Origin of the sequence: Streptomyces sp. HNM0645, from assembly GCF_030056615.1 — a bacterium.
Taxonomy (GTDB): Bacteria; Actinomycetota; Actinomycetes; order Streptomycetales; family Streptomycetaceae; genus Streptomyces; species Streptomyces marianii.
Genome location: NZ_JASHLT010000016.1, coordinates 43,411 through 57,042 on the forward strand (window position 1 = coordinate 43,411; position 13,632 = coordinate 57,042).

Here is a 13,632-nt window from a genome sequence, read left to right on the forward strand (position 1 = left end):
GAGCGCGGGAGGGCCTGCGGCCAGGGCGTGTCGCGAAGACGGCTCCGTCCGCCCGCAGGGCGGGAGGGACTTCGGCGCCCCTCCCTGACCGGAGCCCGGTGGAACGGATCGGTGCGGCGGATCCGTGCCGCGGCTCCGCGGGCCCATGAGTTCGGAGCACGGCTCGCGGGGTGGGGGCACGGGGAACGCGTCCTCGGCGGACGGTTCTCGGCGAGCACGGCCTCGCGGCACGGGGCGGCGGGAACCTCGCGTGCTCACAGGACGCCCGCAGGACGCCGTCTCGACGGACGGGGAACTCCGGCAGAGCTGCCCCTGCGCGCGGTGCCGCGGGAAACGCGCCCGCGGAGCGCGGCCTCCGCGGACGCATCGTCGCGAGCGCGACCCGGCGCGAGCGAACCGGCGACCGGCCCTGGAGCGAGCCATCCGGGACGCGGCCTCCGTGTGCGCGGCCCCGGGGACCGCCACTCGGACAGCCGGTGCGCCCCCGGGCGGGCTCAGCCCACCAGGCCGTCGGCCATCTCCTCCGTCAGATTGGACTCCGTACCCGGGATCCCGAGGTCCTGGGCGCGCTTGTCGGCCATCGCCAGCAGCCGGCGGATACGGCCCGCGACCGCGTCCTTCGTCAGCGGCGGGTCCGCGAGGGCACCCAGTTCCTCCAGCGACGCCTGCTTGTGCTCCATGCGCAGCCGGCCCGCCGCCGCGAGGTGCTCGGGGACCTCCTCGCCGAGGATCTCCAGCGCGCGCTGCACCCGCGCGCCCGCGGCGACCGCGGCCCGGGCCGAGCGGCGCAGATTGGCGTCGTCGAAGTTGGCCAGCCGGTTGGCGGTGGCCCGGACCTCACGGCGCATCCGCCGCTCCTCCCAGGCCAGGACCGACTCGTGGGCGCCGAGCCGGGTCAGCAGCGCGCCGATCGCGTCGCCGTCGCGCACCACGACCCGGTCCACTCCGCGCACCTCGCGGGCCTTCGCGGCGATGGAGAGCCGGCGCGCGGCACCGACCAGCGCCAGCGCGGCCTCCGGACCGGGGCACGTCACCTCGAGCGAGGACGAACGGCCGGGCTCGGTCAGCGAGCCGTGAGCGAGGAAGGCGCCCCGCCAGGCGGCCTCCGCGTCGCAGGTGGCGCCCGAGACGACCTGGGGCGGCAGGCCCCGGATGGGCCGGCCCCGGCCGTCGACCAGCCCGGTCTGGCGGGCCAGCTGGTCACCGCCCGCCACCACGCGGACGACGTAGCGCGAACCGCGCCGCAGCCCGCCGGGGGCCATCACCACGAGGTCCGAGGAGTGCCCGAAGATCTCCAGGATGTCCTTGCGGAGCCTGCGCGCCGCGATGCCCGTGTCCAGCTCCGCCTCGATCACGATGCGACCGCTGACCAGGTGCAGTCCGCCCGCGAACCGCAGGATCGCCGAGACCTCCGCCTTTCTGCAGCAGGTCCGGGTGACGGGGAGCCGGGAGATCTCGTCCTTCACCGCTGCCGTCATCGCCATGGGCCGATCCTTCCATGCATCCGAAAAATACGGTCGTACGCGGCGGCCAACAGCTCCGGATCGTGCTTCGGAGCCCCGTCGGGTCTCGCCACGGGCGCCAGCTCGACCGCGGCACCGAGCCGCTTCGCCGCGTCGGCGAGGGACTCGCGGTCGGGCACGGCGGCCTCGTCGGCCAGCACCACGTCCAGGGCGAGTTTAGGGGCGTGTCGCCCCAAAACCTCCAAATGACGCTGCGGAGAGAAGCCCTCCGTTTCCCCGGGCTGCGGGGCGAGGTTGAGCGAGAGGACGCGCCGGGCCCTGGTCTCGACGAGCGCGTCCAGCAGCTCGGGCACGAGGAGGTGGGGGATCACCGAGGAGAACCAGGAGCCGGGGCCGAGGACCACCCAGTCGGCGTCCAGCACGGCCTCGACGGCCTCCGGGACGGCCGGCGGACCGTTCGGCACCAGGTGCACGGACTGCACCTCGCCCCGCGTGAGCGCCACGGTCGCCTGGCCGCGCACCGTGCCCACCTCGTCGGGCCGAGCCGGATCGTGCCCCCTGACCAGCGCCTGGAGCTCCAGCGGCACGGCGGACATGGGCAGCACCCGGCCGTGGGCGCCGAGCAGCCTGCCGACCAGGTCCAGGGCCTGCACATGGTCGCCGAGCTGCTCCCACAGCGCGACGATCAGCAGATTGCCGACCGCGTGCTCGTGCAGCTCGCCCTGGGACTGGAAGCGGTGCTGGATGACCCGGGACCAGGTCTGGCCCCAGTCGTCGTCCCCGCACAGCGCCGCGAGCGCCTTGCGGAGATCGCCGGGCGGCAGCACCCCGAGCTCCTTGCGGAGCCGCCCGCTGGAGCCCCCGTCGTCCGCGACGGTGACGACGGCGGTGAGGTCGCCCGTGATGCGGCGCAGCGCCGCGAGGGACGCGGAGAGGCCCATGCCGCCGCCGAGGGCGACGACCTTGGGCTGGGTTCCGCGCCTGCGGCCGGTACGGAGCGCGTCACTGCCCCGCAGCCGGCGCAGCCGGAGATTGCGTGCGGTCACTCGCGCCCCATGTCCCGGTGGACGACGACGGTCTCGATCCCCTCGGAGCCGAGCCGGGCGGCGAGCTTCTCGGACATGGCGACGGAGCGGTGCTTGCCGCCCGTGCAGCCCACGGCGATCGTCACGTAGCGCTTGCCCTCGCGGCGGTAACCCGCGGCGATCAGCTGCAGCAGCTCGGTGTACTGGTTGAGGAACTCCTTGGCCCCGGGCTGGTTGAACACATAACCCGACACCTCCTCGTTCAGCCCGGTGAAGGGCCGCAGCTCCGGGACCCAGTGCGGGTTCGGCAGGAAGCGACAGTCCACCACGAGGTCGGCGTCGACGGGCAGGCCGTACTTGTACCCGAACGACATCACGGTGGCCCGCAGCTCCGGCTCCTCGTCACCCGCGAACTGGGCGTCCATCTTGGCGCGCAGCTCGTGGACGTTGAGGCTGGAGGTGTCGATCACGAGGTCGGCGTCGCCGCGCAGCTCCCGCAGCAGGTCCCTCTCGGCGGCGATGCCGTCGACGATCCGGCCGTCGCCCTGCAGCGGGTGCGGGCGGCGCACGGACTCGAAACGGCGCACCAGAGCCTCGTCGGACGACTCCAGGAAGACGATCCGGCGGGTGACCTCCTTGGCGTCGAGGTCCGCGAGGGACTCGCGGAGGTTGTCGAAGAACCGCCGGCCGCGGACGTCCACGACGACGGCGATCCGGGCCACGTTGCCCTGGGAGCGTGCGCCGAGCTCCACCATGGTGGGGATCAGCGCGGGCGGCAGGTTGTCCACGACGAACCAGCCGAGGTCCTCCAGGCACTTCGCCGCGGTGCTGCGGCCGGCGCCCGACATTCCGGAGATGATCACCAGCTCGGGGATGGCCGCCTCTGCGGCCTGCCCGGCCTCGGTCGTGCCCGTACTCACGTCTCCTGCTCCGTGTTCTTGTCTGTTCCGCTCGGTCATTCCGTGGTTCCCCCGATTCCTTCCGTCTCTGCTGCCCCGTGGTCCTCTTCCATGATCTCGCCTGTCGCCGTGTTCACCGCCGGGGCGGCCGGAGCGGCCTGCGCCAGGGCGACGGCCACGGACTCCGCGGTCTTCCTGCCGAAGCCCGGGACCTCGCAGATCTGCTCGATCGTCGCCTGCCGCAGCCGCTTCACCGAGCCGAAGTGCTTGATCAGCGCCTGCTTGCGGGCCTCGCCGAGGCCCGGCACGGAGTCCAGCGGACCGGTCCGCAGCCGCCTGCTGCGCTTGGACCGCTGGTAGCGGATCGCGAAGTCGTGAGCGGTGTCACGCACCCGCTGGATGAGGTACAGCCCCTCGCTGGAGCGGGGCAGCACGACCGGGTCGTCCTCCCCGGGGAGCCACACCTCCTCCATGCGCTTGGCGATGCCGGCGACGGCGACGTCGTCGATCCCCAGCTCGTCCAGGGCCCGCTGGGCGGCCGCGACCTGCGGCTTCCCACCGTCTACGAGCACCAGCTGCGGCGGGTAGGCGAACCTCTTGGGTCTGTCGTCGTCCACCGGGGCCGACGGCACCTCGCCGCCCGCCACGACCTCGCCGTCCTCCGGGACCGCCCACTCGCCGGTCTTCTCCCGCTCCGCGAGATAGCGCCGGAAGCGCCGGCTGATCACCTCGTGCATCGAGCGGACGTCGTCCTGGCCCTCGCCGTGCCAGATCTGCGTGTCTCCGACACGCCCCTTGATCTGGAAGCGCCGGTACTCGCTCTTCCGGGGCAGCCCGTCCTCGAACACGACCATGGACGCGACCACGTCCTCGCCCTGGAGGTGCGAGATGTCGAAGCACTCGATGCGCAGCGGCGCCGAGTCCAGGCCGAGCGCCCCTGCGATCTCCTCCAGGGCCCGGGAGCGGGTCGTCAGATCGCTGGCGCGCTTGGTCTTGTGCAGGACGAGGGCCTGCTGGGCATTGCGCCCGACCGTCGCCATCAGGTCCTTCTTGTCGCCGCGCTGGGGGATGCGCAGCGACACGGCCGAACCCCGGCGGTCGCCGAGCCACTGGGTGACCGCGGCGAGGTCCTCGGGCAGGGCCGGGACGAGGACCTCCTTGGGGACGGAGTCACCGCTCTCCTCCCCGTACAGCTGCTGCAGCGCGTGCTCGACGAGGCCGGACGTGTCGACGGCCTCGACCTTGTCGGTGACCCAGCCGCGCTGGCCGCGCACGCGCCCGCCGCGGACGTGGAAGATCTGGACGGCGGCCTCCAGCTCGTCCTCGGCGACCGCGATCAGATCCGCGTCGGTGGCGTCGGCCAGCACCACCGCGTTCTTCTCCATGGCGCGCTTCAGGGCCTCTATGTCGTCCCGCAGGCGGGCGGCCCGCTCGTACTCCGTATCCTCGGCCGCCGCCATCATCTCCTTCTCCAGGCGGCGGATGTAGGTGCCGGTGCGGCCGGCCATGAAGTCGCAGAACTCCTCGGCCAGTTCGCGGTGCTCCGCGGCGCCGGTCCGGCCGACGCACGGCGCGGAGCACTTGCCGATGTACCCCAGCAGACAGGGCCTGCCGGTGCGCTGCGCGTTCTTGAAGACCCCGGCGGAGCAGGTGCGCACGGGGAAGACCCGGAGCATCAGGTCGACCGTCTCACGGATCGCCCACGCGTGCGCATACGGACCGAAGTGGCGCACGCCCTTCCTCTTGGCGCCGCGCATCACCTGGACCCTCGGGAACTCCTCGTTCATGGTCACCGCGAGGTACGGGTAGCTCTTGTCGTCCCGGTACTTGACGTTGAAGCGGGGATCGAACTCCTTGATCCAGGAGTACTCCAGCTGGAGGGCCTCCACCTCCGTGGAGACGACGGTCCACTCCACGGAGGCCGCGGTCGTGACCATCGTGCGGGTGCGCGGATGCAGACCCGCCAGGTCCTGGAAGTAGTTCGCCAGCCGCTGCCGCAGACTCTTCGCCTTGCCGACGTAGATCACCCGGCGGTGCGCGTCGCGGAACTTGTAGACCCCCGGCGAGTCGGGGATCTGTCCCGGCTTGGGGCGGTAACTGGAGGGGTCTGCCATGCCGCCCACCCTACTGGCGGGCACGGACAACCGGGGCCGCCGGAGGGGGTGCGCACCCGCCCTCCCGCCCGGGTGCCGACCCCCCGCCGCCGGGTCCTCGCCGGAAGGGCCCCGAGGCCGCCGCCGCTACGACCGGTGTCCGGCCCCTCACGGTGCGGCGGCGCAATACGGACGCTTCGGCCAGGCTCCCGCGGCATTCGGACCGGCACCCGGACAACCGTTGTCCGGACGGGACCGGCACGCTTCAATGCGGGGTGACACGCGGCTGTGACGGCGGCCCGGAAGCGCCGTGAGGCCTGCCATCGGTCCCGTCCGCACGCCCCGCCCCTCGGCGCGAGGGCCCACCGGGCGGCCGTGAACGTCCATCGAGGAGTCCCATGGGGCACGCCGCGCACCCCGCGCACACCCAGGCCGAACTGGACCGGGTGCTGCGCACGGGCCCCTTCCACCTCGCTCTGCGCGCCGCGCTCGCGGTGCGGGGGCTGCCGCTGCAGCGGGTGCAGCACCATCTCGCACACCGGGGGATCAAGGTCGGCGTGACCAGTCTGAGTTACTGGCAGCAGGGCGCCCGCCGCCCGCAGCGCCCCGAGTCGCTGCGGGCCGTGCGGGCGCTGGAGGACGTGCTCCGGCTGCCGGAGAACTCCCTGCTGCGGCTGCTCCCCGAGGAGGCCGGGCCCGGCCCCCAGCGCCCCGCGGCCCGGACGCCGCGTGCGCCGGGCGAGGTGTCCGGGGCGGTGGAGCGGCTGCTCGCCGGACTCGGGCGGCCCGCGGACGGTGGGCTGCACACGGTGGGGCACCACGAGCGCGTACGGATCGGGCCGGGCCGCGAACTACTGGGCCGGGACTCCGAGAAGGTCGTGCGCGCCCACCGCGACGGCGTCGACCGGCTGCTGGCGGTCCATCGCGGGGATCCCGGGTGGAATCCGGCGCGGGTGACCGTGCGGGCCACGGAGAACTGCCGCCCGGGACGCGTCCGGTACGACCGGGAGGCAGGGGTGCTGGTCGCGGAACTGCTCCTCGACGCCCGGCTGCGGTCCGGTGAGACGTACCTCCTCGGCTACGGCTTCGAGGACGGCACGGCGGGCCCGAGCGGTGAGTACGTACGGGGCTTCCGCGCGGCCGGGGGTCAGTACGTGCTGCAGGTGCGCTTCGACGGGGCGGCGCTGCCGGTACGGTGCCGGCACTTCGCCCAGAACTCCCCCGGCGCGGCACGGATCTGCCGCGCGGAACTGGCCCCGAGCGGTCGGCACCCGGCGGTGCACCTGGTCGAGCAGGACGTCCGGCCGGGGATCCAGGGGATCGAGTGGGAGTGGGAACGCTGACGGAAGCAGGACGGTCGGCGCACGCCCGAGGGGGACAGCGCCTCGCCCGGAGGCTCGCCCCGGTGTGCACCGGGACCCGGTACCACCGCCGCACCGCCGCGCACGGGCATCGGCCGGCCCGCCGGTGTCCGGGGTACGGCGTGCCGGGCCCCTCGGGCGTGAGGGGTTCACGCCCCAGGACTCGGACCGCGGGACCGCTCACCCCGCCGGGGGCGGACGGCGGGGCCGCTCATGCCTCCGGGCCGGCCACGAGCTTCCCGTCCCGCACCCGCACCGGGACCTCCGGGAGCGGCACGGTCGCCGGCCCCCGGAGCGCCGTGCCGGTCGTCACGTCGAACCTGCTGCCGTGGCAGGGGCAGTTGCCCTCCGTGCCCTCCACCTTGTCCAGCACGCAGCCGGCGTGGGTGCACTGGGCGCTGAACGCCTTGTACCGGCCCTCCGCCGGGCAGTGGACGACGAGCCGCTGCTCTCGGTAGAGCCGGACGCCGCCCACGGGGACCTCCTCGGCGGCGCCGAGGTCGACCGGTGCGGTCGGTGTCGGGACCTGTGCGTGGCCCACCTTGGACTCGGTGGAGCAGGCGGCGACCCCCAGCCCGGCGGCCCCGGTGAGGGCGGCGCCTTTCAGCACGGTACGGCGAGCGGTGGATCGGCCGGACATGAGGATCTCCACGAGTGGGGGGCGGGGTGGGTGACCAACCCGACGATACCGGCGCAGATCGCGGCCCCTCCGGTCGGGTCCACCGTGCGGGAAGGGACTGTCGTGCCCCGGAGCGATGGGTTACGTTCTCAGCCGTGATCGTCGTCGCCGGTGAGTCCCTGATCGACCTGGTCCCGCAGCGGACGGCCACCGGGGACGCACCCCTGCCGCCCCTGCTGCCGCGGCCCGGCGGCGGCCCGTACAACACGGCGGTGGCCCTGGGGCGTCTGGGATCCCCCGTGACCTTCTGTTCCCGCGTGTCGGCGGACGGCTTCGGAGAGGCGCTGCTGGGCGGGCTGCACGCGGCGGGCGTACGGACGTCGTTGGTGCAGCGCGGCCCGGAGCCGACGAGCCTCGCGGTCGCCGAGGTCGGCGCGGACGGCTCGGCCGGCTACGGCTTCTACATGACCGGCACCGCCGATCGCCTGTTCGAGCTGCCGCCGGAACTGCCGGCCGGGGTGCGGGCGCTCGCGCTCGGCACGTGCTCGCTGGTGCTGGAGCCGGGGGCGAGCGCGTACGAGGCGCTGCTGCGACGCGAGTCGCGGCGCGGGGTGTTCACGCTGCTCGACCCCAACATCCGGCCGGGGCTCGTGCCCGACGCCGACGCCTACCGGACACGGTTCGGGGGCTGGCTTTCCTCGGTGTCGCTGCTGAAGCTCTCGGAGGACGACGCCGCATGGCTCGGCGGCTCCCCGGAGCAGTGGCTGGCCGATGGCCCCGCCGCCGTGGTTCTGACCCGCGGCGACCGCGGCCTCGCGGTACGCACCCGTGAAGGTGTGGAGACCGCCGTCCCGGCGGCGGCCGTGACGGTGGCCGACACGATCGGCGCGGGCGACACCGTGAACGCGGCACTGCTCCACGACCTGCACCGGCGTGGCGCCCTCTCCCCCGGCGGTCTGCTCGCCCTGGACGCCGCCGAATGGACCGAGGTGCTCGCGTTCGCAGCCCGCGCCGCCGCCGTCACCTGCTCCCGTACGGGAGCGGAGCCCCCGTACGCCTCCGAACTGGCCTGACCAGGAGGGCGCGCGAGGGCCGGCCCGGCGGCCGGGCACCGGAAGGCGGCACCGCGGCGCCCCGGGGACGCGGCACGGCGGCCGCAGGACCCCCGGCCCGGAGGCTCCGGGGGAATCACGGAACGGGGACACGGCGGCCGGATCTGCGGCGGGGCGACCCGGGAACGGCGACACGGCAGCCGCCCGGGCGCGGGCCGGGAAGCCGGCTCGGAACCGGAACCGGAACCGGTGGCATGACGACGCCTGCACGCGGACGACCTGAGACGACGTGCAGGTGGCCGCCGCCGGTCGCTGTCCGGTCACCGGCGTCGGGCCCGGGACACGACCGGGAGTCGAGCACATCGGCCCGGGGCGGGCCGCGGCCCCGGGAAACGGGATCCAACGCCCGTCGCCCCGGTCCTGGTGGCAGGACCGGGGCGACGGGCGTTCCGGGCCGGCCGGCGGGCAGCGGGCCGGGGCCGGGGCCGGGATCAGGCCTTGCGGGCGCGTGTCCGCGACGCCGCCGCCTTCTTCGTCACCGGGGTCGCGTTGGCCGTGACCGTGTTCTTCTTCACGGCGGTGGAGTTGGCCGAGACCGGCTTCCGGGACGCGGCCTTCTTCGCCGCCGCCTTCCGGGACTGCGGCGGCACCGAGTCGCTGACGCGCTCAGGGCCCAGGACGTCCCGCAGGAACTTGCCGGTGTGGCTCGCCGGGACCGCGGCGACCTGTTCGGGCGTGCCCTCGGCGACGACGAGGCCACCGCCGCTGCCGCCCTCCGGACCCATGTCGACGACCCAGTCGGCCGTCTTGATCACATCGAGGTTGTGCTCGATCACGATCACCGTGTTGCCCTTGTCGACCAGTCCGGACAGCACGTTGATCAGCTTGGAGATGTCCTCGAAGTGCAGACCCGTGGTCGGCTCGTCCAGCACGTAGACCGTCCGGCCGGTCGACCGCTTCTGCAGCTCGCTCGCCAGCTTCACCCGCTGCGCCTCGCCACCGGAGAGCGTCGGCGCCGGCTGACCCAGCCTGACGTACCCGAGGCCCACCTCCGTCAGCGTCTTGAGGTGACGGGAGATGGTCGGCACCGCCTCGAAGAAGTGCAGGGCCTCCTCGATCGGCAGGTCCAGTACCTCGGCGATGGACTTGCCCTTGTAGTGGACCTCCAGGGTCTCCCGGTTGTAGCGCGCACCGTGGCAGACCTCGCACGGGACGTACACGTCCGGCAGGAAGTTCATCTCGATCTTGATGGTGCCGTCGCCGGAGCAGTTCTCGCAGCGCCCGCCCTTGACGTTGAAGGAGAAGCGGCCCGGCAGATAGCCGCGCACCTTCGCCTCCATCGTCTCCGCGAAGAGCTTGCGCACGTGGTCGAAGACGCCGGTGTACGTCGCCGGGTTGGACCGGGGTGTACGGCCGATGGGCGACTGGTCGACGTGGACGACCTTGTCGACGAGGTCGTCGCCGTCCACGCGGGTGTGCCGGCCCGGCACCGACTTGGCACCGTTCAGCTCGCGCGCCAGATGCGTGTACAGGATGTCGTTGACCAGCGTGGACTTGCCGGAGCCGGAGACACCGGTGACGGCCGTGAGCACACCGAGCGGGAACGACACGTCGATGTCCCGGAGGTTGTTCTCCCTGGCACCGTGCACCGTGAGCTGCCGGGTCGGGTCCACCGGCCGCCGGATCTCCGGCGTCGCGATGGACTTCTTCCCGGACAGGTAGAGCCCGGTCATCGAGTCCTTGTTGGCCAGCAGTTGCCTCAGCGGTCCGGAGTGGACCACCTTGCCGCCGTGCTCGCCGGCTCCCGGGCCGATGTCCACGACCCAGTCGGCGACCTTGATCGTGTCCTCGTCGTGCTCGACGACGATCAGGGTGTTGCCCATGTCGCGCAGTCGCACCAGGGTCTCGATGAGCCGGTGGTTGTCGCGCTGGTGCAGTCCGATCGACGGCTCGTCCAGGACGTACAGCACGCCCACGAGGCCGGAGCCGATCTGGGTGGCGAGGCGGATGCGCTGGGCCTCTCCGCCGGACAGCGTGCCCGCGGCCCGGTTGAGGGAGAGGTAGTCCAGGCCGACGTCGACCAGGAACCTCAACCGCTCGTTGACCTCCTTGAGCACCCGCTCGGCGATCTTCTTGTCGCGCGCGGTGAGCGTCAGCCTGCCCAGGAAGTCGGCGCACTCGCTGATCGACATGGCCGAGACCTCGGCGATCGACCTGTCCATGACCGTCACGGCCAGGACGATCGGCTTCAGCCGGGTGCCGTCACAGGTGGGGCAGGGCACCTCGCGCATATAGCCCTCGAAGCGCTCCCGGCTGGAGTCGCTCTCCGCCTCGCTGTGGCGCCGCTTGACGAAGGACACCGCGCCCTCGAACGCCGGGGTGGTGTACGCGCGTTCCCGCCCGTAGCGGTTCCGGTAGCGGACCTCGACCTGGGTCTTGTGGCCGTACAGCAGGGCCTTCCTGGCGCGCTGCGGCAGCCCGGCCCACGGGATGTCCGTGCGGAAGCCGAGGGCGTCGGAGAGCCCGCCGATCAGGCGCCCGAAGTACTCCTTGGTGTGACCGTGCGACCAGGGGTGGATCGCGCCGTCGTCCAGGGAGCGGTCCTCGTCCGGGACGATCAGGTCGGGGTCGACCTCCATCCTGGTGCCGATGCCGGTGCAGTCGGGACAGGCCCCGAACGGCGAGTTGAAGGAGAACGAACGGGGCTCGAGCTCCTCGAACGAGAGGTCGTCGTACGGGCAGTAGAGGTGCTCCGAGTACATCCGCTCGCGCTCGGGGTCGTCCTCGGGAAGGTCGACGAAGTCCAGCACGACCATGCCGCCGGACAGTCCCAGCGCGGTCTCCACGGAGTCCGTGAGCCGGCGCTTGGCGCTCTCCTTGACGGTCAGGCGGTCGACGACCACCTCGATCGTGTGCTTCTCCTGCTTCTTGAGCTTCGGCGGCTCGGTGAGCTGGATCGTCCGCCCGTCGACCCGCGCCCGCGAGTACCCCTTGGACTGCAGGTCGGCGAAGAGGTCGACGAACTCGCCCTTGCGCTCCCGCACCAGCGGCGACAGCACCTGGAAGCGGCTGCCCTCGGGCAACTCCAGCACCTTGTCGACGACGGCTTGCGGGGACTGGCGCGTGATGGGGCGGCCGCACTCGGGGCAGTGCGGCTTGCCGATGCGCGCGAAGAGCAGCCGGAGGTAGTCGTAGACCTCGGTGATCGTGCCCACCGTGGAGCGGGGGTTGCGCGACGTGGACTTCTGGTCGATCGAGACGGCCGGGGAGAGGCCCTCGATGAAGTCCACGTCCGGCTTGTCCATCTGGCCCAGGAACTGCCGGGCGTAGGAGGACAGCGACTCGACGTAGCGGCGCTGCCCCTCGGCGAAGATCGTGTCGAACGCGAGCGACGACTTGCCCGACCCCGAGAGCCCGGTGAAGACGATGAGTGAGTCACGCGGGAGGTCGAGCGAGACGTTCTTCAGGTTGTGCTCGCGAGCGCCACGGACGATGAGACGGTCGGCCACGCCGGGTCCGCACCTTTCTTGAGACAGGTCGTGAGAAGCATCGGGGGCACAGCCCCCGGCCCGGACTGCTCCAGGTTAGGGCGACCACGAGATCGACGGCTGCCGGACGGACGCCCGGCCCTCCATAATGCTCTGCCCCGAGCCTATAGCACGCGTATTCGATTAACGCCGGTCTCCGGCCACCTTCACTCGAACGTGTGGCGCGGCTATCGTCTTCCCCATGATCGATCCCGTGGCCGACCTGGATTCCGTACGTGAAGCGACCGAGCGACTGCTGAACGCAGCCGCCGCCCTGGACAACGCGGCGGTTGCCGGGTCGTCACGACTCCCCGGCTGGAGCCGCGGCCACGTCCTCGCCCACCTCGCCCGCAATGCCGACGCCCTCGTGAACGTCCTCGAGGGCCGCCCCATGTACGCGAGCGCGGAGACGCGCGAGGCCGACATCGAGCGCGACGCACCCCGCCCGCTCCCCGACCAACTCGACGACGTGCGCGAGTCCGGGGAGCGCTTCCTGGCTGCGGCCACGGCGGACGCCGACTGGTCGCGGACCCTGGAGCTCCGCAACGGCGTGAAGGACGCCGCGTCCCGTATCCCCTTCCGGCGGCTGATCGAGGTCGAGCTGCACCACGTGGACCTCGGCATCGGCTACGAGCTGGAGGACCTTCCGGCCGGCTTCACCGAGCGCGAGACCGGCTTCCTCGCGGAACGGTTCGACGGGCACAAGGACGTGCCGCCCACGACCGTCGCCGACGACTGCGGACGGACCTGGACGACGGGCGGCGGGGCCGCGGGCGAACCGGTCACCGTCCGGGGCACCGCCGCGGACCTGCTCGGCTGGCTCGCGGGCCGCCGTGACGGCTCGGGGCTCGAGGTCACCGGCGGCCCGCTGCCGGTGCTGCCGCCGCTGTGACCGGCTGAGTACGCTGGCCCCATGACTTACAGCGGAGCGGTGACGGTCGGCGGCCCGGCGGACGTCCACGAGCTGGCGGCCCTGATGATCTCCAAGGTCGCCGTCGGCCCCATGGACAACAACTCCTATCTGCTGCGCTGCCGGACCACCGACGAGCAGTTGCTGATCGACGCGGCCAACGATTCCGAGACACTGCTCCGGCTGATCGGTGACGACGGGATCACGTCCGTCGTCACCACGCACCGGCACGGCGACCACTGGGGCGCGCTGGCGGACGTGGTGGGCGCGACCGGTGCGCGCACGTACGCGGGCCGCCACGACGCCGCCGGCATCCCGGTGCCGACCGACGTGCTGCTCGACGACGGCGACACGATCAGGGTGGGCCAGGTCGAGCTCACCGCCCGCCACCTGGTCGGCCACACGCCCGGCTCGATCGCGCTCGTCTACGACGACCCGCACGGCCACCCGCACGTGTTCACGGGCGACTGCCTCTTCCCCGGCGGCGTGGGCAACACGTGGAAGGACCCGCAGGCCTTCGCCTCGCTGATCCGCGACGTGGAGACGAAGCTCTTCGACGTACTGCCGGACGAGACCTGGGTCTACCCCGGCCACGGCAACGACACCACGCTCGGTGACGAGCGGCCGCACCTCCCCGAGTGGCACCGGCGCGGCTGGTGACGACGGGCCGGAGGAGGGTGTCC

The 13,632-nt window shown here is 72.7% G+C and carries 10 protein-coding genes; 4 read left to right on the top strand and 6 right to left on the bottom strand.

What is annotated here, in order from left to right; genetic code table 11:
- Window positions 1-494: 494 nt before the first annotated feature.
- The 4 genes from whiA to uvrC are packed head-to-tail and all read right to left on the bottom strand — an operon-like array spanning window position 495 to window position 5,501.
- Window positions 495-1,484, bottom strand: a complete 990-nt coding sequence (whiA, locus tag QMZ92_RS13640) for a DNA-binding protein WhiA (protein WP_093653140.1) — start codon at window positions 1,482-1,484, stop codon at window positions 495-497.
- A complete protein-coding gene (locus QMZ92_RS13645) occupies window positions 1,475-2,509 on the bottom strand; it encodes a gluconeogenesis factor YvcK family protein (protein ID WP_283297639.1) in 1,035 nt (344 codons plus the stop codon). Before QMZ92_RS13645 ends, whiA begins: the two co-directional genes overlap by 10 nt.
- On the bottom strand, window positions 2,506-3,447 hold the full coding sequence (gene rapZ, locus QMZ92_RS13650) for an RNase adapter RapZ (RefSeq protein ID WP_283297640.1): 942 nt from the start codon (window positions 3,445-3,447) through the stop codon (window positions 2,506-2,508). The genes QMZ92_RS13645 and rapZ overlap by 4 nt, the downstream gene beginning before the upstream one ends.
- Window positions 3,444-5,501 (bottom strand): excinuclease ABC subunit UvrC, encoded by a 2,058-nt coding sequence (gene uvrC, locus QMZ92_RS13655; RefSeq protein ID WP_283297641.1) that lies wholly within the window; start codon window positions 5,499-5,501, stop codon window positions 3,444-3,446. Before uvrC ends, rapZ begins: the two co-directional genes overlap by 4 nt.
- Window positions 5,502-5,878: 377 nt before the next feature.
- Here uvrC and QMZ92_RS13660 point away from each other — a divergent pair, with 377 nt between their 5' ends.
- Window positions 5,879-6,823 carry a hypothetical protein gene (locus QMZ92_RS13660; protein ID WP_283297642.1) on the top strand — a complete coding sequence of 315 codons (945 nt, stop codon included), beginning with the start codon at window positions 5,879-5,881 and terminating at the stop codon, window positions 6,821-6,823.
- Between the two features lie 229 nt (window positions 6,824-7,052).
- Here QMZ92_RS13660 and QMZ92_RS13665 read toward each other — a convergent pair whose 3' ends face one another.
- Window positions 7,053-7,481, bottom strand: coding sequence for a Rieske (2Fe-2S) protein (locus tag QMZ92_RS13665; protein WP_283297643.1), 429 nt, complete (start codon window positions 7,479-7,481; stop codon window positions 7,053-7,055).
- 134 nt (window positions 7,482-7,615) lie between these two features.
- Here QMZ92_RS13665 and QMZ92_RS13670 point away from each other — a divergent pair, with 134 nt between their 5' ends.
- Window positions 7,616-8,533: a PfkB family carbohydrate kinase gene (locus QMZ92_RS13670; RefSeq protein WP_283297644.1), complete on the top strand. Its 918-nt coding sequence runs from the start codon at window positions 7,616-7,618 to the stop codon at window positions 8,531-8,533.
- 470 nt (window positions 8,534-9,003) lie between these two features.
- On the opposite strand, the gene uvrA is transcribed toward QMZ92_RS13670, so the two are convergent.
- Entirely contained in the window at window positions 9,004-12,021 is a 3,018-nt protein-coding gene (gene uvrA, locus QMZ92_RS13675) for an excinuclease ABC subunit UvrA (RefSeq protein ID WP_283297645.1), read from the bottom strand.
- Window positions 12,022-12,241: 220 nt separating this feature from the next.
- On the opposite strand from uvrA, the gene QMZ92_RS13680 reads away from it, so the two are divergent.
- Both QMZ92_RS13680 and QMZ92_RS13685 read left to right on the top strand, forming a co-directional pair.
- Complete coding sequence (locus tag QMZ92_RS13680; protein ID WP_283297646.1) at window positions 12,242-12,931, top strand: maleylpyruvate isomerase family mycothiol-dependent enzyme; 690 nt, start codon at window positions 12,242-12,244, stop codon at window positions 12,929-12,931.
- Between the two features lie 21 nt (window positions 12,932-12,952).
- Window positions 12,953-13,609, top strand: a complete 657-nt coding sequence (locus tag QMZ92_RS13685; RefSeq protein WP_283297647.1) for an MBL fold metallo-hydrolase — start codon at window positions 12,953-12,955, stop codon at window positions 13,607-13,609.
- The last annotated feature ends 23 nt before the right edge of the window (window positions 13,610-13,632 follow it).

Excerpts from the sequence above, each read along its gene's own strand:
- whiA (WP_093653140.1), bottom strand. The coding sequence starts at position 1,484 with ATGGCGATGACGGCAGCGGTGAAGGACGAGATCTCCCGGCTCCCCGTC.
- rapZ (WP_283297640.1), bottom strand. The coding sequence starts at position 3,447 with ATGACCGAGCGGAACAGACAAGAACACGGAGCAGGAGACGTGAGTACG.
- uvrC (WP_283297641.1), bottom strand. The coding sequence starts at position 5,501 with ATGGCAGACCCCTCCAGTTACCGCCCCAAGCCGGGACAGATCCCCGAC.
- QMZ92_RS13660 (WP_283297642.1), top strand. The coding sequence starts at position 5,879 with ATGGGGCACGCCGCGCACCCCGCGCACACCCAGGCCGAACTGGACCGG.
- QMZ92_RS13665 (WP_283297643.1), bottom strand. The coding sequence starts at position 7,481 with ATGTCCGGCCGATCCACCGCTCGCCGTACCGTGCTGAAAGGCGCCGCC.
- QMZ92_RS13680 (WP_283297646.1), top strand. The coding sequence starts at position 12,242 with ATGATCGATCCCGTGGCCGACCTGGATTCCGTACGTGAAGCGACCGAG.
- QMZ92_RS13685 (WP_283297647.1), top strand. The coding sequence starts at position 12,953 with ATGACTTACAGCGGAGCGGTGACGGTCGGCGGCCCGGCGGACGTCCAC.